Origin of the sequence: Phyllobacterium sp. A18/5-2 (assembly GCF_025452215.1) — a bacterium.
Classification (GTDB): domain Bacteria; phylum Pseudomonadota; class Alphaproteobacteria; order Rhizobiales; family Rhizobiaceae; genus Phyllobacterium; species Phyllobacterium sophorae.
Map to the genome: position 1 here is coordinate 965,736 of NZ_CP104966.1, position 25,442 is coordinate 991,177.

Below are 25,442 nucleotides of genomic sequence, written 5' to 3' on the forward strand. Positions count from 1 at the left end.
CGAAATGCCGCTGATCAACCGTGCTCATGAAATGCAACAACATGTCGCCGGATGGCGCCATCATCTGCATGAAAATCCGGAAATTCTATACGACGTGCATGAGACCTCGCGCTTTGCCGCAGAGAAGTTGCAGGAATTCGGCTGTGACACGGTCGAGACCGGTATTGGACAAACGGGAGTCGTCGGACTCATTCGGGGCCGTCACGGCGACGGGCCGGTAATCGGTTTTCGCGCCGACATGGATGCCTTGCCGATAGTCGAAGCCAGTGGCAAGCCTTGGGCCTCGAAGGTCGCCGGAAAAATGCACGCATGCGGTCACGACGGCCATACCGCCATGCTGCTTGGTGCGGCACAATACCTTGCCGAAACGCGTAATTTCAAAGGCACGATCGCCGTCATTTTTCAGCCGGCTGAAGAAGGTGGCGCTGGCGCCCTCGCCATGATCGATGATGGTTTGATGGACCGCTTCGCGATCAGCGAAGTCTACGGCATGCATAATGCGCCGGGGCTTCCGGTCGGCCAATTCGCTACCCGTAAGGGTTCGATCATGGCTGCGACCAACGAATTCGAGATAACTGTGACCGGGCGCAGTGGACATGCGGCCAAGCCACACACCACGATCGACCCGGTGGTGATTTCGGCCCATATCATCCTTGCGCTGCAATCGATTGTGTCGCGCGAAACCGACCCGCTGAAAGCGCTTGTCGTGTCGGTGACGCAGCTCAATGGCGGGGATGCTTCGAATGTCATTCCTGACGTCATCAAGCTCAGCGGAACGGTGCGGACTCTTGTGCCGGAGATACGCGAATTCGCGCAGAAGCGCGTGACGGAGATTGCCGAGTCGACTGCTGCCGTCTTCGGCGGCACGGCAAAAGTCGCTTACCATCAGGGCTATCCAGTTACTTTCAATCATGATCGCGAAACGGAATTTGCGGTCAGCATTGCGCAAACAATCGTGGGGGAAGCGGCGGTCAATACAAATATGCCGCCGGTCATGGGCGCCGAAGACTTTTCCTATATGCTGCAAAGTCGCCCCGGCGCTTTTGTTTTCCTTGGCAATGGCGATACTCCGGGACTGCACAATTCAGCCTATGATTTCAATGATGACGCCATTCCCTATGGTATCAGCTACTGGGTTTCATTGGCGGAGACCGCACTGGCCGCCTGAGCCGAAGCCATCCTGCAATGACGAGTGCGTGGCGCCTGATTCTGCGCGCTCTCTTGCCTAATGCGCAAATTTGTGGTCTTGGAGGCGCCAATATTGGCCCCGCTACGAATAGCGGCGCCAGTTTCCAACATCAATCCGGATAGACAAATGAAAATCAACGGTAATGAAATCCGTCCAGGCAATGTGATCGAACATGATGGCGGCCTTTGGGTTGCTGTCAGAACAAATCACGTCAAGCCTGGCAAGGGCGGTGCCTACAATCAGGTGGAGCTGAAAAACCTCATCAATGGCACCAAGCTGAATGAACGCTTTCGCTCGGCTGAGACCGTTGAAAAGGTTCGGCTTGAACAAAAGGATTTTTCGTTCCTCTACGAGCAGGGCGATGCGTTGATTTTCATGGATACCGCCAGCTACGAACAGCTTGAGCTGCAGAAGGATTTTGTCGGCGACCGCGCCGCATTCCTTCAGGACGGCATGATGGTCACGGTTGAACTTTATGACGAGCGTCCCATCGGTATTTCACTGCCGGATTATGTGACGCTGGAGATCACCGAGGCCGATCCGGTCGTAAAGGGTCAAACGGCTGCATCTTCCTACAAGCCGGCAGTTCTCGAAAACGGCATTCGCGTTCTGGTGCCGCCGTTCATTTCGTCCGGTGAGCGCATTATCGTCGATACCAACGAACTGACCTATGTTCGCCGCGCTGACTAAGCCGGCTGTTCCGTGCCTCAGGGCACGGTAAGACCTTATTCGGCGCATAAGCCCTTTCCAAAGCCCAATCAGGTTTTAGGGGGTATGCGTCTGGCGCCGGTCGACCCGGCGCCTGTTGATTTTGATCTGATGGAGAAATAATTCGAAATGGCGCGTTCAGCTCTACTCAATGTAATGGTTCAGGCTGCCATGAAGGCGGGCCGGTCCCTGGCGCGCGATTTTGGCGAAGTGCAAAATCTGCAGGTCTCACTCAAAGGACCGGGTGATTACGTCAGTCAGGCCGACAAGAAGGCCGAAGAGATTATCTATACGGAATTGCGCCGTGCCCGCCCCGACTATAGTTTCCTGATGGAAGAATCCGGAGCGGTTGAAGGCAGCGACGCCCAGCATCGCTGGCTGGTGGATCCGCTTCGATGGAACCACCAATTTCCTGCATGGCATTCCGATTTTTGGCGTCTCTATTGCACTCGAGCGCCAGGGCCAGATCGTAGCCGGCGTGATCTTCAATCCGGCGATGGACGAGCTCTATACAGCTGAACGGGGCGGCGGCGCGTTTCTCAACGATCGCCGGCTGCGCGTTGCCGGCCGTGCCAAACTGGTGGATGCGGTAATTGGCACCGGGGTTCCCCATCTTGGTCGCGGGCACCATGGCAATTACCTTGTCGAACTGCGCAATGTCATGGGTGAGGTGTCCGGTGTCCGTCGCATGGGTGCAGCTGCGCTGGACCTTGCCTATGTAGCGGCCGGCCGCCTGGACGGTTTCTGGGAGAATGGTCTTTCCCCCTGGGATATCGGCGCCGGTATCATCATGGTCCGTGAGGCTGGCGGCTTCGTGACCGACTTCGACGGCGGACAGGATGTCATCGAAAGTAAATCCATCGTCGCCGGCAATGAAGCCATCCAGCGTGCCCTTCTGAAGACACTCAAGAAGCCCATCTAGAGCAAGTTTGTCTATATAGAGCCGTTCTGCCGGAGGGATTCTGTTTCGTCTGACCACAATTCTTGTTCAGAAAGAACAAATTCAGCTGTTGCGTCATTGTACCTTCCATTTTCACCGCAAATTCGGTTAGGGTCGCACAAATCGATTTGGGCGATGCGGAGACGATGCAATGGCTGATTTCAGTTCGACCCGCCAGGGTATGGACGGCGACGAATATGATCCTTACCGGCTCTCCAGCCCTCGATTCGTCCTCTTATCCATGGCGATCTTTCTGGCAATCGTCGCTTTCCTCGCTGCGATTCTCTTTCGTCAGATCTCGGTCTTCTTCGCCACCAATCCCGGCCTCAACAGTCTGATCATCGGGGTCCTCGTGGTCGGTATATTACTTGGCTTCGGCCAGGTCATCCGGTTGTTCCCGGAGGTACGCTGGGTCAATTCCTTCCGCCAAGGCAACAATGACCCGAATGCCAAGCCAGTAATGCTTGCGCCAATGCGCGCCCTGATTGGACGGCGCCAATCAATGGCCCTCTCGACCAGCGCTATGCGGTCGATGCTCGACTCCATCGCCTCGCGCCTTGATGAAACGCGCGATATCTCCCGCTATTTGATCGGCCTTCTGGTGTTTCTCGGTCTTCTCGGGACATTCTGGGGTCTTTTGGAAACCATCGGCTCCATCGGCCAGACGATCCAATCGCTCGATCCACGGGCCGGCGATGCCAATAGCGTTCTTGACTCGCTGAAAGCCGGTCTTCAATCACCGCTTCGCGGCATGGGCACCGCATTTTCGTCCTCACTCTTCGGTCTCTCCGGCTCGCTCATTCTCGGCTTTCTTGATCTGCAGGCCGGCCGGGCGCAGAACCGTTTCTACACCGAACTTGAAAACTGGCTTTCCAGTGTCACCGATCTCGGCTCCGACCTGCACGCGTTCGATGCAGCAAGCACCGGCACCTCCGATGAGCTCCGCGCGCTGTCGGAGCGTCTGCAGAACATTCAGGAAACCGGCGGCTCAAGCCAGCGCACCACGGCCGCCCTGGCAAGCCTGGCCGAAGGCATTCAGGGGCTTGTGAAAAACATGCGATCCGAGCAGCAGATGATGCGCGATTGGGTGGAAAAGCAGGCGGATGAACAAAAATCCATACGACAGACATTGGCCAAACTCGGGGATGCCATTTCTCGTAACAAGGTAGATTAGCATGGCTCTCATCCGTAATCGCAAAGCTCTACGCCACGTCGATTACTGGCCCGGTTTCGTCGACGCGCTTTCCACCCTGTTGCTGTCGATCATGTTCCTGCTGTCGGTGTTCGTTCTGGCCCAGTTTCTTTTGAGCCAGGAAATCACCGGCAAGGATGCCGTTCTCAATCGCCTCAATGCTCAGATCAACGAACTCACCCAGCTCCTATCCTTGGAACAAGGTAACAAGCAGGATCTGGAAGACACGATCGCCAATCTTCAGGCATCTCTCACCAATGCCCAAAACGAGCAATCACGCCTCCAGTCGCTGCTTTCGCAAGGAGCAGGTGCGGGTGCTGCGGCAGAGGGCAAGATCAACGAACTTTCCAGCGGTCTTGAAAGCGAAAAGCAGATCAGCGCGCGGGCCCTGTCGCAGGTCGAAATTCTTAACCAGCAGATCATGGCACTACGCAAGCAGATCGGCGCCCTCGAAGACGCCCTCAACGCTTCTGAATCGCGTGACAAGGAATCGAATGCCAAAATTGCCGATCTCGGAAAACGGTTGAACGTGGCGCTGGCGCAGCGCGTTCAGGAGCTCAATCGCTACCGTTCCGACTTTTTTGGCCGGTTGCGCGAAATCCTATCCGACCGCGAAAATATCCGTATTGTCGGCGACCGCTTTGTTTTCCAGTCGGAAGTGCTGTTTCCCTCAGGCACAGCGATCCTTAATCCGGCCGGTTCTGAGGAAATGAAGAAGCTTGCGGTCGCCTTGATCGATTTGCAAAAAGAAATTCCCGAAGACATCAATTGGGTTCTGCGTGTCGATGGGCATACCGACAACATTGCACTGTCCGGAACCGGTCAGTTCAAGGACAATTGGGAGCTGTCATCAGCACGTGCGATTTCCGTGGTCAAATTTCTGATCGCCAACGGGGTTCCGGCCAACCGGCTCGTAGCGGCAGGTTTCGGCGAATTCCAGCCGCTTGAGCCCGGCGATACACCGGAAGTTCGTGCTCGCAACCGCCGTATCGAATTGAAATTGACGGAACGCTGAGGGATCAGCCGTACAACAAAGCGCCGAGAGCCAGCAACGCTGGCACAGCTTGCACGAAGAGAATTTTCCGGCTCACAGTCAGCGCACCGAAGATGCCTGCGACAATCACGCAGCCCAGAAAAAACGTCTTGATTGCGAAGCCAGCATCGCCAAGCCACAGGCCCCAGACCAGCCCGGCAACCAGAAAACCATTATAGAGCCCCTGGTTCATGGCAAGCGCCTTGGAGGCCGACGCGAACTCCTGCGTCAGCCTGAACGTTTTCAAACCTAGCGGCTTGTCCCACGCGACCATTTCCAGAAACATGAAATAGACGTGCAGAAGCGCCACCAGCGCTGTCAGAAGATTTGCAAACATCCCGCCTTCCCCGTTGCTGTGGATCGAACCAAAGCATTGGAGTGCTGGATTGGCAATGGCCAGATTTGTGACCAACAGTTACTCAGCAGCGCCCTTGAACGCGTCAGCGCCCGCCTCAAACTGCAGTTTGGCAAGGCTGGCATAGATTCCGTCCTTTTTGACCAGTGTCTGATGCGTGCCTTCCTCGACGATGCGGCCATCTTCCATGACGAGAATGCGATCGGCCCTGAGCACGGTCGCAAGACGGTGCGCAATCACCAGCGTTGTCCGGCCCTGCATCAGATGGTCGAGCGCCTTCTGCACCAGCATTTCACTTTCTGCATCGAGTGCAGAGGTTGCTTCGTCAAGCAGGAGAATTGGCGCGTCGCGCAAGATGGCACGGGCAATGGCGATACGCTGGCGCTGGCCGCCAGACAATGTGACACCACGCTCGCCGACCTGCGTGTCATAGCCATGATCGAGCGCCACGATAAAATCATGCGCGAGCGCGGCCTTGGCGGCAGCTTCGATCTCATCATTGCCGGCGCCCGGCCGGCCAAAGCCGATATTATCACGTGCCGTGGTGGCAAAAATCGTCGTATCCTGCGGGACAATGGCGATGCGTGACCGCAGATCGGAGGGATCCGCCTCCCGCAAATCGACACCATCGACGCGGATGCTGCCGGAAACCGGATCGTAATAGCGCAGCAGCAGTGAAAACACGGTGCTCTTGCCGGCGCCTGATGGACCGACGATTGCAACGGTCTCTCCCGGTTGAATCGTAAAATCCAGACCCTTCAGGGCGGGTGCATCGGGGCGCGTAGGATAATTGAACCGAACCTCGTCGAAAGTGACCGAGCCAACCGGCGGTTGAGGCATCGCGACTGGATTGGCGGGCGCTGCGATCGCAGGCTCTTCGGCGAGTATTTCCATCAGTCGCTCTGCAGCGCCCGAGGCCTGGCTCAGCTCACCCCAGACCTCCGACAGGGCACCGAGCGCTCCTGCGGCAAACACGGAATAGAGCAGGAACTGTCCAAGCGTTCCCGGCGTGATTGCACCGGAAAGAACATCACGCGAGCCGAACCAAAGCACGGCGACAACACTGGAAAAAATCATGAAGATCGCAAAGGCAGTAAGTATCGCCCTGGCCTTTACGGAGGATCGCGCAGCAAGAAAGGCGTCTTCCACCGAGGCACCAAACCGCAGGGTTGCCAGTTTCTCGTTGGTAAAGGCCTGCAGCGTTCGCACGGAGACGATCGACTCGCTTGCATAGGCCGTGGCGTCCGCCAGCGTGTCCTGGGCCGCACGCGAGCGGCGCCGCACCGATCTGCCGAAAGCAACCAAGGGGATGATGATCAATGGAATGGCGGCGATCACCAGGCCGGACAGTTTGGGGCTGGTGATGATCATCATCACGATAGCGCCAAAGGCGAGAATGAGATTGCGCAGGGCAACGGAGGCAGTTGCGCCGACTGCAGATTTGATCTGCGTCGTATCCGCGGTCAGCCTCGAGACGATCTCGCCGGATTGCGTGCTGTCAAAAAACCCTGGTGAAAGCTTCGTCAGATGTGCAAACACATCGTGGCGCAGGTCGGAAACTATCCGCTCGCCCAGCGTGATCACGAAATAGTAGCGTCCTGCCGAAGCGATGGCGAGAAGGGCAGCAAGCAGGACCAGCATGCCGAAGTAGTTGTTGATGAACGCCCCATTGGCGCCGGTGAATCCGTGATCGATCATACGGCGAACGGCCAAAGGAAGCGTCAATGTCGTTCCAGCTGCGAGGATCAGCGAGACGATGGCGCCGGCCATCATGCCCTTGTAGCGGGACATATAAGGGAAGATGCGCCGTAGCGGCTTCAATGAGCGACAGCTTCCTTTCCATCTCTTCGGAGCGAGATCTAGCCATATCGGCCATTCTATCTGTCTTCCTCACATCGCTTTGCGACTTTGCGGCCAGACGGCCTTGTTATTGCTTAAAGGCTGATGTATAGGCTCGCCAACAGTTTTGGAAGCCCACGCCCCTGTGACGTTTGGCTTCATCTCTACCAATCGGCTCCCGACCGGCATCCCACATCGTCAGTGGCTCTGGTTTTGTGCCCTCTAGTTTAGGACAATACAGATGAAAGCCAAGATTCATCCCGATTACCACACCATCAAGGTCGTCATGACCGATGGCACCGAATATCTGACCCGCTCCACTTGGGGCAAGGAAGGCGATACGATGAACCTCGATATCGATCCGTCCACGCATCCGGCATGGACCGGCGGTTCGCAGCAGCTTACCGATCGTGGCGGCCGCGTATCGAAGTTCAAGAGCCGTTTCGCCAATCTCGGTATATAAGACCGTCCGGCAAACTGGATTTGAAAACGGCTCCGTTCATTCGGGGCCGTTTTTGTTTCGAGGCAGTTTTGAAATGGGTATTGCATGATGAAAATAGCCCTGCTGCACACCGCCGAAAGCAACATCAGCATTTTCCAGAAGGCGGCCAGTGAAATTGGACTGCCTCAAGGCGCACTTCATCATGAGGTCCGTGCCGATCTCCTCGCTGCCGCCGAGAAAGCAGGTGGCCTCACACAGGAAATCGCCAGGGAGACCGGGGCTGCTCTGCTGGAGCTCGCCCGAAATGCCGATGCGGTCGTTCTGGCATGCTCAACGCTGGGCCCCGCAATCGCAGAAGTCGAAAACGCAATCGAAGTTCCGGTCCTGAGGGTAGACGCCGCGCTGGCAAAAAAAGCGGTAAAATCTGGCGGCCTCGTTGTCGCTATCTGCGCCGTCGAAACGACGCGCGCGCCGACAACACGGCTGTTCACGGAAGCTGCACAGTCAACCGGCGCGCAGGTCGAAATCCGCCTTGTCCCGGGCGCATGGGAACTGTTCAAGACCGGCGACCGCGCCGGGTATCTGGCCGCAATTGCAGAAGCCGCTGAAGCCGCCTATGACGATGGCGCAACCATCGTTGCTCTCGCTCAGGCGTCCATGGTCGGCGCAGCGGACCTGGTGACAAACGGGCCCAAGCCGCTCAGCAGTCCAACCGCTGGGCTGGCCGCGGCAGTCGAGCTGCTGTCGATGCGTTCCTGATCTTTGGGTCAGGTACCACTTCGTTTGAGCTGCACTCACCAGGCAGCATCCTTTCTCCATGAAGTAGTTCCGATCGAACAAGGTCAGAATAGGCCGCAACTTGATTGCAACGCGCAGTCGTTGGGCTGCTGTTTGCCAAGTTGTTTGACAAGTTGCTGATTCGCCAATAGCTTTTCCCCAAGCTTATCTGCATTCAAGGGAAGGGAAAACCCGATGACCGACATGACTACAGGTAGCAACGCGGCTTCGGGAACAGCCATAGAGCCAAGTCTTCACAGGGTCATGGGCCCCTGGCTTCTGCTTCTCTTCATTGTCGGTGACATTCTCGGCACAGGTATTTATGCACTCACCGGACAGGTGGCAAAACAGGTCGGCGGCGTTGTCTGGTTGCCTTTTCTCGTGGCGTTCGTCGTCGCTGTCGTCACCGCCTTCAGCTATCTCGAACTCGTAACGAAATATCCGAAGGCGGCAGGCGCTGCGCTTTATACGCACAAGGCATTCGGCATCCATTTCATCACCTTCATTGTCGCATTCACTGTCATGTGTTCGGGCATCACGTCCGCATCGACGGCGTCCCGTGCTTTCGCAGCCAATCTTTCCGGCGCCTTCCAGCTCAATCTGGAAACCGGAATCGGCATCTCGCTCGTTGCCTTGGCGTTCATGGCGGTCGTCGCTGCCGTAAATTTCCGCGGCGTCGGCGAGAGCGTGAAAGCCAATGTGGTTCTCACGATGGTGGAGCTCACCGGTCTGCTGATCATTATCTTCATCGGACTGTGGGCGATTGCAGGCGGCCAAGGCGATGTATCACGCGTCACGCAATTTGCTACATCACCTGATTCCAGCGTTTTCTGGTCGGTCATGGCAGCGACCACCCTTGCGTTCTTCGCAATGGTCGGGTTCGAAGATTCGGTCAACATGGCCGAAGAGTGCAAAAATCCCTCGGGGATCTTTCCAAGGGTTCTCCTGGCGGGCCTTTTCATCACCGGCGCTATCTATGTACTGGTGTCCATCTCAGCGATCACGCTCGTTGCACCGGCAGATCTTGGCCAAGGCGAAACACCTTTGCTCAAGGTGGTTCAGGCGGGTGCACCTAATTTCCCGCTTTGGATTTTCGGCTTCATCACCATGTTCGCCGTCGCAAACAGCGCTTTGATCAACATGTTGATGGCGAGCCGTCTGGTCTATGGCATGAGCCGGGAACACGTGCTTCCACCTTTATTCGGCAAGGTACATCCGACGCGCCGCACCCCTTATCTGGCGATCGCGTTCACCACCCTCCTGGCATTTGCGCTGATCATGTTCGTTGGCGAAGTTCCGGCGCTTGGCGGGACGACAGCGCTGTTGTTGCTGTTCGTCTTCACCGTCGTCAATATTGCCGTTCTGGTGCTAAGGCGCGAAAACGTGGATCACGAGCATTTTCGCACACCGACTTTCCTGCCGGTTTTGGGCGCAATCTCCTGCGCTTTCTTTGCCGGCCCCTGGACCGGGCGCGATCCTGTGCAATACAGAATTGCCGGAATTTTGATTGGAATCGGCGTCGTACTCTGGGTGATCACCATTCTGATTAATCGCGCCACGGGTGTGATGCCTGCCGAACCGGATATGGAAACCCTGGGTGGCGACGGCCCCGTTAACTGAATATCCAAAACAAAATCCCGCCGGTCTTTCCACCGGCGGGATTTGAACTCACAAGAGGTGCAGCGATCAGGCCGCGCTGAGCTTGGCCAGGACTTCGTCGCTTACTTCGAAATTCGCATAGACATTCTGAACGTCGTCATCGTCGTCCAGCGTCGCGATCAGTCGAAGCACCGATTGTGCCTTTTCCTCATCGACAGGCGCAGTTGTCTGTGGCTTCCAGATTGCCTTGATCGACTCTGCTTCGCCAAGTGCGCCTTCCAGCGCTTTCGACACCTCGCCGATGTCTTCAAAGGCGCAAAGAATCACGTGGCCATCTTCATCGCTCGCAACGTCTTCGGCACCGGCCTCGATCGCAGCTTCCATGACCTTGTCGGCGCTGCCTGCGTCCAGCTTGTAGGCTATTTCACCGACGCGGTTGAACATGAAGCCAACCGACCCGGTTTCGCCCATTGCACCGCCGGCCTTGGTAAAGGCAGCACGCACATTGGAAGCCGTGCGATTACGGTTATCAGTCAAAGCCTCGACGATAACGGCGACGCCGCCTGGGCCATAACCCTCGTAGCGCACTTCTTCGTAATTGTCGGCATCGCCACCGGCGGCCTTCTTGATGGCGCGCTCGATATTGTCCTTTGGCATTGACTGCGCCCTGGCATTCTGCACGGCCAGCCGCAAGCGCGGGTTCATCGCCGGGTCCGGCAGACCCTGCTTGGCCGCGACGGTAATTTCGCGCCCCAGCTTGGAAAAGATTTTCGACCGCACGGCGTCCTGGCGCCCTTTGCGGTGCATGATGTTCTTGAACTGTGAATGGCCTGCCATGGCACCCCTGCGTGCTTATTACGGTTGCTGATGTTCACGTCCGGGGCCCAGCAAGATTTGGCTGCGGGCAGCTCCTGGCGGAAACATGCTTCTGGAATGGCGCCCTTATAGGTAAAAACCGGCCGCCCGTCCAGCGCACAAGCGTGCTTGGCTGTCGCAATGTTTTCAGGAAAGCTTCAAGCGGGTCCCAGAGTATCCCGTTTGCGAGACGGCCGAGCAGAGATCAAACCATTCGCACCCAGTGCAGCCAGAGCGCGTCAAGCCGCTCCGGAAGGCCTTGCGGAACTGATCGAGTATCACGCCCTGCAGTGCGATTACATCGCCGGCTTGCAGCGGCCGGCCAAGCAACTGTCCGATATCTTGAGCGGCTTTGGCATCTCGTTCCAGCACACTGTCACGAAAGCAATGCGCTTCCTTCGCTGCCAGGAGAGGCTGGCAGATTTCGTCCGGCCCCTCCTGGATCAGAATATCTTCGCCTGTCACCAGCCGCGCAATGACCTTGTCGTAGTTGTCGGTAAAGGCCGGGTTATAGCCCTTACCGACATAGGTCAGCATGCACAGCAGATGGTGCGGGCGAAGTCTTACCGTCAAGCGAGGCGGACCATGATTCCCGAACGGCGAAGCAGTTCGATCGTTGCCGCCGCCAGCGCCGACTTGAGCACGCCGCCAGCGATGAATGGCGCAACACCGAAGGCCCAGGCTTTATCGATCCCAATCATGTTCGCCAGCCAGAATGCACCGAGCACGAGGCAGAGTGCATTGCCGAGAAGCATGACACCAAAGGCAGAAATCGGGTTGCGGGTGAACCCGCGTTCAGCCAGAAAACCAGCAAATGCAGCAACGACTGGGAAAGAAACAAGATATCCAGCTGTTGGGCCCGCAAATGCAATCTGGCCCGGCATGCCGTTGGAAAGAACAGGCAATCCCACAAAAGACTCGAGAAGCCAGGCGATTACGGTCAGGCCGCCGAGACGCCAGCCATAGAGCGCTCCAACGATGGTAACTGCAAAGGTTTGCATGGTCACTGGCACCGGAACCATCGGCACGGATATCCACGAACTGACAGCGAGAAATGCCGTTCCGATGAGGACGGCCAGCGCCTTATAAGCAAGGGATCGGTTGGCCAGTTTCAGCGGAACGAAAGCGTCGGAGAGTGTCATTTGGTTCATTGAATTGAGGTCCTTGTACGAATGTTGGATTATTCCGCAGCTTGGGCTTTCTTCTTCCTGCGCCGGGCCAGCATGTTGAGCGCTTCGACAAGAGCCGAGAAACCCATCGCCGCGTAGATATAGCCTTTGGGTACGTGGAAGCCGAAGCCATCGGCAATGAGCGTCATGCCGATCATCAGGAGGAAGCCCAGAGCAAGCATGACGATGGTCGGATTGGCAGCAATGAACTTGGACAACGGTTCAGCCGCGAGCAGCATGACCAGCACAGCCGTAATGACCGCAATCACCATGATGGCGATTTCATCGGTCATTCCGACGGCCGTGATGATCGAGTCGACAGAAAACACCAGGTCCAGCACGAGAATTTGCGTAATCGCCGCGCCCATCGTCAGTGTGACAGCCTTGCCGATAACATCGTCCTTGGCATCCTCGTGATCGACCGTATGATGGATTTCCTTCGTTGCCTTCCATACCAGGAACAGCCCGCCGGCGATCAGGATCAGGTCACGCCAGGAGAAGCCGTGGCCGAACGCTTCGAACAACGGTTCGGTCAGCTGCACGATGATTGAAATAGTGAACAAGAGGGTCAACCGCAGGACGAGCGCAGCGCTGATGCCGAGGCGGCGGGCGCGTGCCTGTTGTTCCTTGGGCAGCTTGTTGGTGAGAATCGAGATGAAAATGAGGTTGTCGATGCCAAGCACGACTTCCATCACGACCAGCGTGACGAGGGCGATCAGGCCGGATGGCTGAAAGATGAAATCAAAATGGGAGAGAAGTGCTTCCATGGGGGTCGTTCCTGCTTTGCTAGTGGCCCGGATGGTGCAAACCGATGGCACGACTTAAGGGTGCCGACTGCCCTCGGTCAATTCATTTCCAGAAGTACGGGATAGTTTCTTCAAGTCTCGGACCAAGCCGCAAAGGTGCGATCCTTTCGGCGAGCCCGGTGCGGTCGGATATCTCGACACCGACACCGCAGATGGTCGCCTTGCCGCTCGCCGCTTCGAACCGGCCCTTCGGCACCTTGGACAGGAAGCGATTCAGCGGTTCTTCCTTGTCCATGCCGAGAGAGGAATCATAGTCGCCGCACATGCCCGCATCGGACATGTAGGCCGTGCCGCCATTCAGGATCTGTGCATCCGCCGTCGGCACATGCGTATGGGTGCCAACGACGAAACTAGCCCGGCCATCGACAAAATGTCCGAAACATTGCTTCTCACTGGTTGCTTCAGCATGGAAATCGAAGACAACAGCGTCCGCCTGCTCACCAAGCGGACATGCCGCCAGTATTTCCTCGGCAATGGTGAAAGGGTCGTGCAAATCCGGGTGCATGAAAACCCGGCCCATGATGTTGGAAACGAGAACCCGGGCACCATTCTTGGCAAGGAATACGCCCGAGCCCTTTCCTGCCGTTCCGATCGGAAAATTCGCCGGGCGCAGAAAGCGCTGTTCCCGTGCGGCAAAGATCAGAGCCTCGCGCTGGTCCCAAACGTGATTGCCTGTGGTGACCACATCTGCACCGGCATTGATCGTATCGTGAAAGATTTCCTCAGTGATACCGAAGCCACCTGCTGCATTCTCACCATTGACAATCGTGAAGTCGAGCTTCAGGTCGGATATCAGACCCGGCAATTGCTCATAGACTGCTGTCCGGCCCGAGCGGCCCACCATGTCACCAAGAAAAAGTAATCTCACGCGCCTATCCTGATAGTAAGCTCTCGTTTCTGCGAGGCTCGTAATTGTTAACTGGCTTTACCGGTACGGCCAAAGCTGCGCAACCCGCTTTCAGTCAGGATGGCCTCCAGCGGCATGTCATGTGGCTCGTCCGGTACGATTTCGACCTCCTGGCAGTCGAAAGCCACCCCGATGAGCCGCGGATTGACGCCAATCTCCTGCAGGCGCGCGATTGCCCGGTCATAATAGCCCGCACCATAGCCGATGCGGTGGCCGCGCGCATCAAAGGCCGCGAGGGGCACCAGCATGAAGGTGGGTTCAAGGACGGGAGCATCCACCGGCGGTCCCGCCGTGCCGAAACCGGTTTCGATCATCGGCGCTCCGCGGACCAGTTCGCGGAACAGGATCGTCTGCTTGTCGATAATCACCGGCAGGCAAAGCTGAGCACCGCGCTCGCGCAGCCCGAAGAGCAGCGGCCGCAGATCCACCTCGGAGCGGATCGGCCAAAACCCCGAGACAATTGTGCCTCGATCAAGCGCAAACGACGCGAGGCCGATCTCGGCGATCCGCATTGATGCTTCAATGCGGTATTCAACCTGAAGCATGTCGCGGCGGCCCAAGGCGTCGAGCCGCAGGTTTTTCTTCAGTTCTTTGGTGGGAGAGAGAAGCTTCACAGTGAATCTCATGAGGCGCCGACACCAAGGCCAGCTCGGGATGAGCACAGAATACAAAAGCGGCGTCCACACAACCGATGGAGAAGTCGATCCCGGGAACCTACAAAGTAGGTGGGTGCCGTGTGAGAAAGCCCACGGGCCTCCTCAGGGACAGCTCCCTAAGGGATCATTAAGGCCCCGGGGAATATGTCTCTCCTGTCGAGAAGCGCAGAGCGCCAAGCCAAATATAGGACGGATGCTTGGATTGCACCAGTGGCGTTGTCGGCTAATTTCACACTCTTGCCCTCATTCTCTTCGAACCCTAATCTCGCCTCATCGTGAAAGGACCTATGATGCGGTTTGAAGGAACAGCGGCCTACGTGGCCGACAAGGATTTGATGGTGGCCGTAAACGCGGCGATTGCGCTGGAACGCCCGCTCCTCGTCAAGGGCGAACCTGGGACCGGCAAGACCGAACTTGCGCGCCAGATTGCCTCGGCGCTCGACCTCGACCTGATTGAATGGAACGTCAAATCCACCACCAAGGCCCAGCAGGGGCTTTATGAATATGACGCCGTCAGCCGCTTGCGGGATTCGCAGCTCGGCGACACGCGTTTCAACGACATCAGGAACTACATCAAGCCGGGCAAACTATGGGATGCCTTCACCGCCGATCAGAAGGTCGTGCTCCTCATCGATGAAATCGACAAGGCCGACATTGAATTCCCCAATGATCTCCTGCAGGAACTGGATCGCAACGAGTTCTTTGTCTACGAGACCGGCGAGACAATTCGTGCCAGGCACAGGCCGATCGTCATTATCACTTCGAACAATGAGAAGGAGCTGCCCGACGCGTTCCTGCGCCGCTGTTTCTTCCACTACATCAAGTTCCCCGATGTCGACACGCTGACGAGGATCGTCGAGGTGCATTATCCCGGCATCAAGAAAAACCTCGTTCGCGCCGCCCTCACCCAGTTCTACGAAATTCGCGAGGTTGCTGGCTTGAAGAAAAAGCCCTCAACCTCAGAGGCGCTGGACTGGATCCGGCTGCTCGTGGCCGACGATATTGCGCCGGAGGACCTGCGCGCCGACCCGAAGAATGCCCTGCCCAAACTGCATGGGGCGCTTCTGAAGAACGAGCAGGACGTCCACCTGTTCGAACGACTGGCATTCATGGCAAGGAGACAGGGATAAATGAGCGTTGAAATCCGCCCGTTAAGGAAGTCGGACGAGGCCGAATGGCGCCGTCTGTGGACCGGCTATTTGACCTTCTACGAGACGACCGTCCCGGAAGAAGTCTATCAGACCACATTCGCCCGATTGACCTCTGGCGCAGACCATGAGTATCACGGATTTATCGCCGAGTTTGAAGGCAGGCCTGTCGGGCTCACCCATTACCTGTTCCATCGTCATTGCTGGAGCATCGAGAATGTGTGCTATCTGCAGGATCTCTTTGCAGATCCCGAGGTACGAGGCAAGGGTATCGGCCGCGCCCTCATCGAGGCTGTTTACGCGGAGGCCAAAAAGGCCGGTGCACACTCGGTGTACTGGACGACCAACCAGAATAACGCCACGGCACGCCAGCTCTACGACCGCATCGCCAAGGTCACACCTTTCATCAAATATGTGAAATTGGTCTAGAAGCGATGTTCATCCCCTTTTTTCCTCGAACTCAAAGCGGCAAAGATTCCTGTCTCCTTGCGGGAGTATCTGACGCTGCTCGAGGCTATGGATGCGGGGCTCGTAACCTATGATGTCGAAGGGTTCTACTATCTGGCCCGATCTGCGCTGGTAAAGGATGAGCGGCACATGGACCGCTTCGACCAGGTTTTTGGTCATGTCTTCAAGGGTGTCGAAGCGCTGCACGGCGAAGGTGGCATCGATGTCGCCAATCTTCCCGAGGAGTGGCTGCGGCGGCTGGCCGAAAAACACCTGACCGAGGAAGAGAAAAAGCTGATCGAAGCCCTTGGCGGCTTCGACAAGTTGATGGAAACCCTGCGGCAGCGTCTGGAAGAACAAAAGGGGCGTCACCAGGGCGGATCGAAATGGATCGGTACGGCCGGCACATCGCCCTTCGGTGCCTATGGCTACAATCCGGAAGGCGTGCGCGTCGGTCAGGACGAGAGCCGCCATCGCCGCGCCGTCAAGGTCTGGGACAAGCGTGAATTCAAGAATTTCGATGACAGTGTGGAGCTCGGCACGCGCAACATCAAGGTGGCACTGAAGCGATTGCGGCGCTGGGTGCGCGAGGGCGCAGAGGACGAGCTCGACCTGTCCGGAACGATCAGATCTACGGCCGAACACGGTTATCTTGACGTCCAGACCCGGCCCGAGCGGCGCAATCACGTCAAGCTCTTGATGTTCTTCGACGTCGGGGGCTCGATGGACGAGCATATCAAAATTGCCGAAGAACTGTTCTCGGCTGTGCGCTCCGAATTCAAGCACATGGAATATTTCTACTTCCACAACTGCCTCTATGAGAGTGTGTGGAAAGACAATCGCCGCCGGTACACCCAGAGCATACCGACACTGGATATCATCCACAAATATGGCGCTGACTATAAGGTGATCTTCGTCGGCGACGCGGCGATGGCGCCTTATGAAGTCTCGCATTCCGGCGGTTCCGTCGAACACTGGAACGAGGAAGCCGGCGGCACTTGGCTCAGACGCGTCCTCGATCAGTGGAAAAATGCGGCCTGGCTCAATCCCACCAAGGAAGCCTATTGGGACTACACGGCGTCAACCGCCATGATCCGCGAGATTTTCGCGCAACGCATGTATCCCCTCACCCTGTCGGGTATCGACACGGCGACGCGTGAACTTTCGCGCAAGCACTGAACAATGTCGCAGGGGTTCCTGATATGCAGACGAGTTGACACGACGCGCGTGAATTCTTATTAGTCAAGTCATCTGATGACTTTAGGATTTTAGCGATCATGCAGCCCGCCGCACGCAGCAATCTTGCAGACAATGCGATCAATAATATCCGCGTGGAAATCACTGCAAATCGCTGGCAGATCGGCGACCGCATTCCCAATGAGGCAACGCTTGCCGAAATGCTCGGTGTCAGCCGCGGAACAGTCAGGGAAGCCGTGCGCGTTCTGGTGGCCCAAGGCTTTCTCGAGACACGTCAGGGTTCTGGGACCTATGTGCGGTCAGTCATCGATGCTGATGACACCCTCCTGAGAATCCGGCGTACCGGGCTTCGTGATCAGGTTGAGACGAGGTGCGCCCTCGAAGTCGAGGCTGCGCGCCTGGCGGCCCTGCGTCATACGCCAGCGATCATCGCCGGGCTTCGTCAATTACTGGCTGCTCGCGGGGAGTACGACACCGCAAACCACGATCGCTATGTCGAACGGGATCTTGCTTTTCACAAGGCCGTTGTCGCCGCCTCCGGCAACCGCGCGTTCGTCGAAGTTTACGAATTTTTCTCGGCTTCCATCCAGGAAGTCATCAAGGCAACTGTGACGGGCGAACTTCCTGAACCCGACATGGCGGCACACGTTTCTATCGTCGATGCTATTGCCTCCGGCGATCCTGACATGGCTGCATCCACCACCCGCGCTTTCATGGCGCCCATTCTCATAGAACTCGATCGGCTCCTGGCATCATGAATCAACACAGACTCCCCGGGCACCGGGCAAATGACATCGTCGGCGAACCGCTGATCGATGCGGAAGCCGACAGCGTTCCACAGCCGCGGCCGCCGATTTTTTCGAGCCGTGCCGCACGGATCGTGACGGGCCTGAGCCTCGTTCTCATTGCTTTCAATCTTCGGCCGGTTTTTTCGAGCGCTTCCGCACTTTTGCCGGAGATCATTGAGGACACGGGATTGTCGTCCTTTGGCGCCGGCGTTTTGACTACCCTCCCGGTTGTCTGTCTCGGGGTGTTCGCCCCGCTCGCGCCAAGGCTGGCGCAGCGCATCGGCGCCGAACGTACGCTTCTCGCGGTCCTGCTGCTTCTGGCGCTCGGCACCGCCTTGCGGGGATTCGGATCACTGCCTTTGCTTTTCCTTGGAACCGCAATAGCAGGCGCCTGCATCGCCACCGGCAATGTTCTGCTGCCGGGTCTCGTAAAGCGGGATTTCGCCAGCAGAACCGGATTGATGACGGGTCTCTATACCATGGCGCTATGTGCCGGAGCGGCCAGTGCCGCCGGGTTCACACTTCCGTTGCAGCACATGCTGGGTGGCTCCTGGTCACTGGCGCTCGGTGCATGGGCACTACCGGCAATTCTCGTTGCAATGATCTGGTTTCCGCATGCCTTCTTCCGAAAGGTCCGCATGAAACATGCAGGATTCAGGGTCGAAGGTCTCTGGCGCGATCGCCTCGCTTGGCAAGTCACCCTGTTCATGGGCTTGCAATCGGCATTGGCTTACTGCGTCTTTGGCTGGCTGTCGCCGATCCTGCGCGACCGTGGACTGGACGGGGTTACCGCGGGTGCCGTCGTCTCGGTTTCCGTTATGGCGCAGGTTTTCGCCTGTCTTCTGGTGCCGTCAATCGCTGTGCGATGCAAGGACCAGCGGCTCATCAATGTCACGCTTGTCGGGCTGGCGGTCATTGGCCTGCTCGGCTTCCTCTTTGCACCTCTGTCGACGGTGTGGCTCTGGGCGGTTATCCAGGGCATCGGCCAAGGCGGGCTCATCGCAGTCGCCATGACTATCATCGTGTTGCGATCCGGAGATGCCCACATAGCCTCACATCTGTCCGGCATGGCGCAATGTGTCGGCTACATGTTGGCCGCAATCGGGCCGCTTCTGGTTGGCCTCATTCACAGCCTGACCGGGAGTTATAGTGCAACGGCAATTCTGTTCGTACTTTTGGGATTTGGGGTTGCCATCTTCGGCTGGGGAGCGGGGAGCGCTACGCACGTAAAGGCACGCACTATCCAAGTTTAGATGATTTGGCTAGTATGATGCCTTCGATCGGAACCAATTGCATTCTCCGGCATTCCCACGGTAGCCAAAAGGAGTTGAGTATTGGCGCCACGTGCGAATTGGAAAGGCTATCTGAAAGTTGCAGAGCTCACCTGCCCGGTAGCCCTATACACAGCCGCGTCGACATCCGAGCGCATAGCTTTTCACACGCTCAACCGTGACACGGGACACCGCGTCCAGCGTCAATTCATTGATAGCGACACCGGCAAGCCGGTGGAACGGGAAGATCAGGTCAAGGGCTACGAAATAGGCAATAACGAGTATATCGTTCTGGAGCCGGAGGAAGTTGCAGCGGCAGTTCCCGAAAGCGACAAAACCCTCGCCGTCGAAGCCTTCATTCCCGTTGATGAACTGGACGATATCTATTTCGACAAACCCTACTATCTGACGCCAAGCGACAAACATGGGCAGGAAGCCTTCGCGCTCATCCGCGACGGCCTGAAAGCCAAGAAGGTTGCCGCACTGGCCCAGACGGTGCTGTTCCGGCGCGTCCGCACGTTGCTCATTCGCGCCGAAGATTCCGGGCTGCTCGCCACGACGCTGAACTTCGATTACGCAGTGCGCTCCGCCAAAGACGCTTTCAGCGATATTCCCGAGATGAAGATCAAGGGCGAAATGCTTGACCTGGCCAAACACATCATCGAGACAAAGTACGGCACGTTCGATCCATCGGAATACAAGGATCGCTACGAGGCCGCGCTGGCGGAGCTGGTCAAGGCGAAGCTTGAAGGTAAGCCGATCCCGGCGAGAAAACCCGCAAAGACCGAAAAGGTCGTCGATCTCATGCAAGCACTGCGCGAAAGCGCGGGCGTTGGAAAGAAACCGGCCGCTACGAAGAAAGCAAAGGCGGAGCCAGCACGGCGGAAGGCGAGTTGATCGGTGGTGGCGCTTGAAACCTATCGCAAGAAACGTGATTTCAAGACAACATCCGAGCCGAGAGGCCGCAAGACGCGCAAGGCGGGCAACAGCTTTGTTATTCAAAAGCATGATGCACGGCGGCTGCATTATGATTTCCGGCTGGAGATGGATGGCGTTCTGAAAAGTTGGGCCGTGACCCGCGGTCCCAGTCTCGTTCCGGGTGAGAAACGGCTGGCCGTCCACGTCGAAGACCACCCGCTGGAGTACGGCGATTTCGAAGGCACAATCCCCAAGGGTGAATATGGCGGCGGCACTGTCATCATCTGGGATCGTGGCACCTGGAGTCCCGTCCATGACCCCGACAGGGGTTATGCGAAGGGTCATTTGGAGTTCGAACTTCACGGCAAGAAGCTCTCCGGGCGGTGGCATCTGGTGCGCATGCAGGGCAAGCCGCGCGAAAAACGCGAAAACTGGCTGCTGATCAAGGGCGAGGATGAAGCCGCTCGCCTGGAAAGCGACCCCGACATCCTTGAGGAAGAGCCGAAATCCGTAAAAACCGGCCGTGAGATCGCCGATGTCGCGGGTGAAGAACCGGGGTGGTCGTCAAAAACCGGCAAGATCGACAAGACCGCAGCGAAGCAGAAAACTGTAAAAAAGCCAGCCGCGCCAATTGAAACCAGCACCGTCGATCCAGCCGGCATCAAGGGGGTGAGGAAGGCGCGGCTTCCGGAATTCGTGCAACCCAATTTGGCGGCACTGGCAATGCGGCCCCCTTCCGGGGAACGTTGGATCCACGAGATCAAGTTCGACGGCTATCGCCTGCAGGTGCGGATCGAGGCCGGCCGTGTCAAATTCCTGACGCGCACTGGTCTCGACTGGACCAAAAAGTTCGGCAAGCAGCTCGTCGCCGCCTTTCAGGATTTGCCGGTTGGAACAGCGTTGATCGACGGTGAACTTGTCGTGGAAACTGCAGCCGGTGCTTCGGATTTTTCCGCCCTGCAGGCTGATCTCAGTGCGGACCGGACCGACAGGTTTGTCTTTTACGTCTTCGACTTTCTCTATCTCGACGGTTTTGATCTGCAGGAATTGCCGCTGATCGAGCGCAAGACCCTGCTGCAAAAGCTCATTAGTGAGCGCGTGGGACCCATCCGTTTCAGCGAACACTTCGACGGGGATGGTACAGTCATCCGCGACCACGCTTGCCGGCTTGGCTTGGAGGGCATTGTTTCCAAACTACGGAACGCGCCGTATCGTTCTGGCCGCGGTAAAACCTGGCTCAAATCCAAATGCTCACAACACCAGGAATTTGTCATCGCGGGATACGTGCCATCGACGACATCCCGCAAGGCTATCGGCTCGCTTGTCATGGGCGTTTATAACGGCAAGAAACTTGAGCATGTCGGCCGTGTCGGCACAGGCTACAGCACCGCTGTAGCTGAAGACCTTTACCGCAGGCTCGAGCGCATCCGCATGACGGAAAGCCCGTTTGCAGAACGCTTGGGTGCTGACGCTGCAAGGCAAGTGCGTTACACGAAGCCACAACTTGTGGCAGAGGTCGAATTTCGCAGCTGGACTGCCGATGGAAATTTACGTCACGCCGCGTTCCGCGGCCTGCGTGAGGACAAGCCTGCGCAGGAGGTTGTGCGCGAAACCACGAGACCGGCTACCCTACCCAAAACCCAATCTAAAGCAAGACCAGTGGGGCACACCGTGAAACTTACCCATCCCGATCGTATCTATTGGCCCGAACAAGGCGTGACCAAACAAGGTCTGGCCGATTATTATACCGATGTCTGGCCGTATATCTCACCCTTCATTGTTGGCCGCCCTCTCGCTCTTCTGCGAAGCCCTGAGGGCATTGCCGGCCAGTCTTTCTTCCAGAAGCACGCGTGGAAAGGGCTCAACCCCAACATTGTTCTGGTCAAAGATCCCAAGGAAAAAGATGACGAGGCGCTGATCAGCATCAAGGATCTGGATGGCCTGATCGGGCTGGTGCAATCCGCCGTTCTCGAAATTCATCCGTGGGGCTCCACTGTCAAGGATTGGGAGCGTCCGGACATCATCATTATGGACCTCGATCCCGGCGACGGAGTTCCGTGGGCAAAAGTGATCGACGCCGCACAGGAAACCCGCCAGCGGATCGAGCAGGCCGGCCTTAAGGCTTATCTCAAGACCTCCGGCGGCAAGGGCCTGCATGTGGTGGCGCCGATAAAGCCCAAGGCGACTTGGCCGGAAGTCAAGGCTTTCACCAAGGCCATCGCCGATTCCATGGCTTCCGACAGTCCTGACCTCTATGTCTCTACGATCACCAAATCAAAGCGCCAAGGCAAGATTCTCATCGATTATTTGCGCAACCAGCGTGGCGCGACAGCCGTTGCCCCGTATTCGACGAGAGCACGTCCAGGCGCTGCTGTCTCGATGCCACTTGAATGGGATGAACTGACTCCGGGTATAGGACCCGCCTATTTCACGGTCTTGAACACACCGACCCGGATTGCATCGTACAAGGCCGATCCCTGGGCGGACTTTCGGGCATCGGCAGTGCCGATCGAAAAATCGAAGGCGCCACGCAAGAAAATCTCCTAGAGCAAGTTTTGTCTAAATTGGGTCGTTCTGCAGGAGGGAATTTGGTTCAAGGTCAAGGGATTTGGCGAGACCGATGTTTTTCCATCGGACGACGCCGAAGCCCGAAGGATTTGGGCCAAATTCACCCGGCAGAACTGGCTCTATTTAGATGAAACTTGCTCTAGCGTTTCTTTGTCGGTTTACTCTCGCCCGCGATGCTCTTGCGCAGCGCATCCATGATATTGATGACATTGCTGGAAGGCTCGACCTCCGTCGCCTTTGCGGCGGCCGGCCGCTTCTTCCCCTTTTTCTTCGCCGCGATGATTTCAAGCAATCGATCCTGCACAGGATCGTCGACCATTTTCGGATCCCATGGCTTGGTTCGCTCATCGATCAGCGTTTTAACCAGCGTCATCAATTGGGCATCGGCCTTGCCGTCCCTGATATCGCCAAAATATGCATCTCGATCACGTACCTCATCACCATAGCGCAGCGTCCACAGCACGATACCGGGGCCTCGCGGCTCCAGCATCACTGCCCGCTCGCGCCGGTACATGACCAGTCGTGAAATCCCCACTCTGCCGGTAGCCTCCATGGCATCGCGAATAACCGAAAAAGCCTCCTCGCCTACCGGATCGTCCGGTGTCAGGTAATGCGGCTTGTCATACCAGATCCAGTCGATGCTCTCGCGCGGCACAAACATCTCGATGTCGATCGTGCGGGTACTTTCAAGCGCCACCGCACTGATTTCGTCATCCTCAAGCATGACATACTCGTCTTCGCCGCGCTGATAGCCCTTGACCTCGTCATCCTCGTCGACGGGCTTGCCGCTCACTGAATCAACGTACTGGCTAACGACACGGTTGCCGGTTTTCCGGTTCAGCGTGTGAAAGCGCACCTTTTCCTCATCCGTCGTGGCGGGCACCATCGCCACCGGACAAGTCACGAGCGAGAGCTTGAGGTACCCTTTCCAGAATGACCGCGGAGCCATGGCGCGCGCCTCTCTCTTATGAACTGCAACAACGATGCATATTAACAGGTCCTGCCCCTAAGGGAACCGACCCGTTGCGTTGGCGTTCTTGACTCGCAGCAACAGGGTGAAGAAATGCAGCCGGATTATGCGGACTATGCAAGGGAGCTTGGCCGGGAACTTGTTGATCCGGAAGCATTCCCCGTGAAACGCGAACCATACTGCGGCCGGTTTCGCTACATTCGCGCCAATGGCCGTCCGGTTTCCAGGCAGCACGCCGAACGCATGGCTTCACTTGTCATCCCCCCTGCCTGGACTGAGGTTTTTTGCTGCGATTCCGAGAGCGGACATATTCAGGCCATCGGCAAGGATGATCTCGGGCGGCGCCAGTATATTTACCACCCGAAGTGGGAGTCGGTGCGCAACAGCATGAAGACTCATCGCTTGCTCGCTTTCGGCAAGGCGCTTCCCCGTATTCGCAAACGCATCCTCCGCGACATGCAGCGTCCACCCACGTCGAGCCGGCCACTAGCTGCGCTTGCGGTTAAGCTTATCGACCAGAAGGCTTTTCGGGCAGGTCATGAGAAATACGCCAAGGATGGTGGCCGGGGCATCGCATCGCTCAAGAGCAGCGACCTCAAGATCAGCGGCAACGTCGCCAATTTCATCTTTGCCGGGAAGTCGAAGAAGATGAACGAGATAACGATCAAGGACCGGTCCGCCGTGAAGCGATTGAAAGCGTTGAAAAGGCGTGGAAGATTGTTTCAATATAAAACCGATCGCCGCTGGCGCAGCCTGCATGCGGGCGAGTTGAACAATTACTTGCGCGAAATCGCCGGCTCGAAAGTCAGCGCCAAAGATTTCCGGACATTTCATGGCTCTGCGCGCGCTCTTGAGTTTCTGACCGGGATCGAAGCCAAGACCGATGCCGCCAGAAAGCGAGCCATTGCGGCTGCCATGCGCAACGTTGCCGAGTTCCTGCGCAATACACCCGCAGTGACACGGTCGAGCTATGTTCACCCGCTGATAACCGACTGCTTCAAGGCTGGCGAACTCGATCGTTCGCTGCTCCGGGCCCCTTATCGCAAAGGTCTCAGCGGCGCCGAAACCGGGCTCATGCGTCTGTTGGAACGAGCAACCACTTGAACATTTTGAGGCCACAGATAACCCGGCTAGTTGAATTCTACCGGGTACAGCCAAAAGGAGGAGGGGCCCTTGTCTAATTTGATGATGCTGACCGGGATTCCGCATTGCGGTAAGTGGTGCGGAAGATTGCAGAATTAAATTCGATTTGCGGCTATCCGAGAAATGCGCTTAGCTTTTTCAATATTGCCAGCCTGCGGGAACGGCGACCCGCAACTCGGATGTGTTCTCGCCCGAAGAGTTGGGAGCGTGTCATGGCTTTTCTAGATCGAGACCGACGCATATTTACGACGACTGATTGGGAAATCATGCAGCGTGCGCACAACAAGGCATCGCTCTTGCTCGATCGTTGTCCAAAAACCGATGCACGTTGCAACGAGCTTGCACGCGTCATCATGACCATGTTCGAAAGCGGCATTCGCGACGAAGACGATTTGGCTGCGATGGCCGCGAACCGCGAGCTTAATTTCCTGGCTGTACGCGGATATTTTCAAAAGCCGTTTCCGTTCGGGCATACCGAAGCGTCCCTGTCCGAGCCGCGAACCGAACATTAAACGGAAAGAAAAG

Annotated in this window: 25 protein-coding genes, 1 other RNA gene and 1 pseudogene; 17 read left to right on the top strand and 10 right to left on the bottom strand. The window is 57.1% G+C overall.

The features are described from left to right. The first annotated feature begins 4 nt into the window (after positions 1–4). The 5 genes and pseudogenes from N8E89_RS04810 (at position 5) to N8E89_RS04830 (ending at position 5,044) form a co-directional block, all read left to right on the top strand. A complete protein-coding gene (locus tag N8E89_RS04810) occupies positions 5–1,168 on the top strand; it encodes a M20 aminoacylase family protein (RefSeq protein WP_106667020.1) in 1,164 nt (387 codons plus the stop codon). Between the two features lie 147 nt (positions 1,169–1,315). Then, positions 1,316–1,879, top strand: coding sequence for an elongation factor P (efp, locus tag N8E89_RS04815; protein ID WP_106667021.1), 564 nt, complete (start codon positions 1,316–1,318; stop codon positions 1,877–1,879). Positions 1,880–2,026: 147 nt separating this feature from the next. Then, a pseudogene (locus N8E89_RS04820) lies at positions 2,027–2,819 on the top strand (inositol monophosphatase family protein). Positions 2,820–2,988: 169 nt separating this feature from the next. Further along, on the top strand, positions 2,989–4,011 hold the full coding sequence (locus N8E89_RS04825; RefSeq protein ID WP_106667023.1) for a MotA/TolQ/ExbB proton channel family protein: 1,023 nt from the start codon (positions 2,989–2,991) through the stop codon (positions 4,009–4,011). Position 4,012: 1 nt separating this feature from the next. Then, positions 4,013–5,044, top strand: coding sequence for a peptidoglycan -binding protein (locus tag N8E89_RS04830; RefSeq protein ID WP_106667024.1), 1,032 nt, complete (start codon positions 4,013–4,015; stop codon positions 5,042–5,044). Between the two features lie 4 nt (positions 5,045–5,048). On the opposite strand, the gene N8E89_RS04835 is transcribed toward N8E89_RS04830, so the two are convergent. After that, on the bottom strand, positions 5,049–5,399 hold the full coding sequence (locus N8E89_RS04835; RefSeq protein WP_106667053.1) for a DUF1304 domain-containing protein: 351 nt from the start codon (positions 5,397–5,399) through the stop codon (positions 5,049–5,051). 78 nt (positions 5,400–5,477) lie between these two features. Beyond that, positions 5,478–7,208 carry an ABC transporter transmembrane domain-containing protein gene (locus tag N8E89_RS04840; RefSeq protein ID WP_262261830.1) on the bottom strand — a complete coding sequence of 577 codons (1,731 nt, stop codon included), beginning with the start codon at positions 7,206–7,208 and terminating at the stop codon, positions 5,478–5,480. Between the two features lie 289 nt (positions 7,209–7,497). On the opposite strand from N8E89_RS04840, the gene rpmE reads away from it, so the two are divergent. The 3 genes from rpmE (at position 7,498) to N8E89_RS04855 (ending at position 10,095) form a co-directional block, all read left to right on the top strand. Further along, positions 7,498–7,719, top strand: a complete 222-nt coding sequence (gene rpmE, locus N8E89_RS04845) for a 50S ribosomal protein L31 (RefSeq protein ID WP_106667026.1) — start codon at positions 7,498–7,500, stop codon at positions 7,717–7,719. Positions 7,720–7,803: 84 nt separating this feature from the next. After that, positions 7,804–8,457, top strand: coding sequence for an aspartate/glutamate racemase family protein (locus N8E89_RS04850; protein ID WP_262261289.1), 654 nt, complete (start codon positions 7,804–7,806; stop codon positions 8,455–8,457). 213 nt (positions 8,458–8,670) lie between these two features. Beyond that, positions 8,671–10,095, top strand: coding sequence for an APC family permease (locus tag N8E89_RS04855; RefSeq protein ID WP_113172379.1), 1,425 nt, complete (start codon positions 8,671–8,673; stop codon positions 10,093–10,095). Positions 10,096–10,161: 66 nt separating this feature from the next. On the opposite strand, the gene N8E89_RS04860 is transcribed toward N8E89_RS04855, so the two are convergent. The 7 genes from N8E89_RS04860 to ssrS all read right to left on the bottom strand — a co-directional run bounded on the left by N8E89_RS04860 (position 10,162) and on the right by ssrS (position 14,642). Further along, positions 10,162–10,911 carry a YebC/PmpR family DNA-binding transcriptional regulator gene (locus N8E89_RS04860; protein WP_112760199.1) on the bottom strand — a complete coding sequence of 250 codons (750 nt, stop codon included), beginning with the start codon at positions 10,909–10,911 and terminating at the stop codon, positions 10,162–10,164. A 165-nt stretch (positions 10,912–11,076) separates the two neighbouring features. Next, positions 11,077–11,502, bottom strand: a complete 426-nt coding sequence (locus tag N8E89_RS04865; protein WP_262261290.1) for a DUF1284 domain-containing protein — start codon at positions 11,500–11,502, stop codon at positions 11,077–11,079. Continuing rightward, positions 11,499–12,080, bottom strand: coding sequence for a biotin transporter BioY (locus N8E89_RS04870; protein ID WP_262261291.1), 582 nt, complete (start codon positions 12,078–12,080; stop codon positions 11,499–11,501). The genes N8E89_RS04865 and N8E89_RS04870 overlap by 4 nt, the downstream gene beginning before the upstream one ends. A 29-nt stretch (positions 12,081–12,109) precedes the next feature. After that, positions 12,110–12,865, bottom strand: coding sequence for a TerC family protein (locus N8E89_RS04875; RefSeq protein ID WP_106667031.1), 756 nt, complete (start codon positions 12,863–12,865; stop codon positions 12,110–12,112). 82 nt (positions 12,866–12,947) lie between these two features. Continuing rightward, on the bottom strand, positions 12,948–13,772 hold the full coding sequence (locus tag N8E89_RS04880; protein ID WP_106667032.1) for a TIGR00282 family metallophosphoesterase: 825 nt from the start codon (positions 13,770–13,772) through the stop codon (positions 12,948–12,950). Positions 13,773–13,819: 47 nt separating this feature from the next. Beyond that, positions 13,820–14,425, bottom strand: coding sequence for a 5-formyltetrahydrofolate cyclo-ligase (locus N8E89_RS04885; protein WP_262261293.1), 606 nt, complete (start codon positions 14,423–14,425; stop codon positions 13,820–13,822). Positions 14,426–14,485: 60 nt separating this feature from the next. Continuing rightward, positions 14,486–14,642: non-coding RNA, 6S RNA (ssrS, locus tag N8E89_RS04890), on the bottom strand. Between the two features lie 115 nt (positions 14,643–14,757). Between ssrS and N8E89_RS04895 the strand changes: the two genes are divergently transcribed. The 7 genes from N8E89_RS04895 (at position 14,758) to ligD (ending at position 22,783) form a co-directional block, all read left to right on the top strand. Further along, entirely contained in the window at positions 14,758–15,597 is an 840-nt protein-coding gene (locus tag N8E89_RS04895) for an AAA family ATPase (protein WP_106667055.1), read from the top strand. Next, positions 15,598–16,044, top strand: a complete 447-nt coding sequence (locus N8E89_RS04900) for a GNAT family N-acetyltransferase (RefSeq protein WP_262261295.1) — start codon at positions 15,598–15,600, stop codon at positions 16,042–16,044. A 57-nt stretch (positions 16,045–16,101) separates the two neighbouring features. Beyond that, complete coding sequence (locus N8E89_RS04905) at positions 16,102–17,241, top strand: vWA domain-containing protein (protein ID WP_262261296.1); 1,140 nt, start codon at positions 16,102–16,104, stop codon at positions 17,239–17,241. 98 nt (positions 17,242–17,339) lie between these two features. After that, positions 17,340–18,017, top strand: a complete 678-nt coding sequence (locus N8E89_RS04910) for a FadR/GntR family transcriptional regulator (RefSeq protein ID WP_106667036.1) — start codon at positions 17,340–17,342, stop codon at positions 18,015–18,017. Next, entirely contained in the window at positions 18,014–19,300 is a 1,287-nt protein-coding gene (locus N8E89_RS04915) for a CynX/NimT family MFS transporter (RefSeq protein WP_112760198.1), read from the top strand. Before N8E89_RS04910 ends, N8E89_RS04915 begins: the two co-directional genes overlap by 4 nt. An 81-nt stretch (positions 19,301–19,381) precedes the next feature. After that, positions 19,382–20,215 (top strand): non-homologous end joining protein Ku, encoded by an 834-nt coding sequence (locus N8E89_RS04920; RefSeq protein ID WP_106667038.1) that lies wholly within the window; start codon positions 19,382–19,384, stop codon positions 20,213–20,215. A 6-nt stretch (positions 20,216–20,221) separates the two neighbouring features. Next, positions 20,222–22,783, top strand: a complete 2,562-nt coding sequence (ligD, locus tag N8E89_RS04925; RefSeq protein WP_262261832.1) for a DNA ligase D — start codon at positions 20,222–20,224, stop codon at positions 22,781–22,783. Between the two features lie 160 nt (positions 22,784–22,943). Here the strand turns inward: ligD and N8E89_RS04930 are convergent, their stop codons facing one another. Then, on the bottom strand, positions 22,944–23,753 hold the full coding sequence (locus N8E89_RS04930; protein ID WP_106661897.1) for a non-homologous end joining protein Ku: 810 nt from the start codon (positions 23,751–23,753) through the stop codon (positions 22,944–22,946). Positions 23,754–23,867: 114 nt separating this feature from the next. On the opposite strand from N8E89_RS04930, the gene N8E89_RS04935 reads away from it, so the two are divergent. Further along, the gene (locus N8E89_RS04935; RefSeq protein ID WP_262261298.1) at positions 23,868–24,878 is read left to right on the top strand and encodes a DNA topoisomerase IB; all 1,011 of its coding nucleotides are present in this window, start codon (positions 23,868–23,870) and stop codon (positions 24,876–24,878) included. A 251-nt stretch (positions 24,879–25,129) separates the two neighbouring features. Beyond that, the gene (locus N8E89_RS04940; protein ID WP_146147735.1) at positions 25,130–25,429 is read left to right on the top strand and encodes a hypothetical protein; all 300 of its coding nucleotides are present in this window, start codon (positions 25,130–25,132) and stop codon (positions 25,427–25,429) included. Positions 25,430–25,442: the final 13 nt, after the last annotated feature.

Bases quoted from the DNA above. Each gene is read 5' to 3' on its own strand.
- N8E89_RS04810 (WP_106667020.1), top strand. From the start codon at position 5: ATGCCGCTGATCAACCGTGCTCATGAAATGCAACAACATGTCGCCGGA.
- efp (WP_106667021.1), top strand. From the start codon at position 1,316: ATGAAAATCAACGGTAATGAAATCCGTCCAGGCAATGTGATCGAACAT.
- N8E89_RS04825 (WP_106667023.1), top strand. From the start codon at position 2,989: ATGGCTGATTTCAGTTCGACCCGCCAGGGTATGGACGGCGACGAATAT.
- N8E89_RS04830 (WP_106667024.1), top strand. From the start codon at position 4,013: ATGGCTCTCATCCGTAATCGCAAAGCTCTACGCCACGTCGATTACTGG.
- N8E89_RS04835 (WP_106667053.1), bottom strand. From the start codon at position 5,399: ATGTTTGCAAATCTTCTGACAGCGCTGGTGGCGCTTCTGCACGTCTAT.
- N8E89_RS04840 (WP_262261830.1), bottom strand. From the start codon at position 7,208: ATGTCCCGCTACAAGGGCATGATGGCCGGCGCCATCGTCTCGCTGATC.
- rpmE (WP_106667026.1), top strand. From the start codon at position 7,498: ATGAAAGCCAAGATTCATCCCGATTACCACACCATCAAGGTCGTCATG.
- N8E89_RS04850 (WP_262261289.1), top strand. From the start codon at position 7,804: ATGATGAAAATAGCCCTGCTGCACACCGCCGAAAGCAACATCAGCATT.
- N8E89_RS04855 (WP_113172379.1), top strand. From the start codon at position 8,671: ATGACCGACATGACTACAGGTAGCAACGCGGCTTCGGGAACAGCCATA.
- N8E89_RS04860 (WP_112760199.1), bottom strand. From the start codon at position 10,911: ATGGCAGGCCATTCACAGTTCAAGAACATCATGCACCGCAAAGGGCGC.
- N8E89_RS04870 (WP_262261291.1), bottom strand. From the start codon at position 12,080: ATGAACCAAATGACACTCTCCGACGCTTTCGTTCCGCTGAAACTGGCC.
- N8E89_RS04875 (WP_106667031.1), bottom strand. From the start codon at position 12,865: ATGGAAGCACTTCTCTCCCATTTTGATTTCATCTTTCAGCCATCCGGC.
- N8E89_RS04895 (WP_106667055.1), top strand. From the start codon at position 14,758: ATGCGGTTTGAAGGAACAGCGGCCTACGTGGCCGACAAGGATTTGATG.
- N8E89_RS04900 (WP_262261295.1), top strand. From the start codon at position 15,598: ATGAGCGTTGAAATCCGCCCGTTAAGGAAGTCGGACGAGGCCGAATGG.
- N8E89_RS04910 (WP_106667036.1), top strand. From the start codon at position 17,340: ATGCAGCCCGCCGCACGCAGCAATCTTGCAGACAATGCGATCAATAAT.
- N8E89_RS04915 (WP_112760198.1), top strand. From the start codon at position 18,014: ATGAATCAACACAGACTCCCCGGGCACCGGGCAAATGACATCGTCGGC.
- N8E89_RS04930 (WP_106661897.1), bottom strand. From the start codon at position 23,753: ATGGCTCCGCGGTCATTCTGGAAAGGGTACCTCAAGCTCTCGCTCGTG.
- N8E89_RS04935 (WP_262261298.1), top strand. From the start codon at position 23,868: ATGCAGCCGGATTATGCGGACTATGCAAGGGAGCTTGGCCGGGAACTT.
- N8E89_RS04940 (WP_146147735.1), top strand. From the start codon at position 25,130: ATGGCTTTTCTAGATCGAGACCGACGCATATTTACGACGACTGATTGG.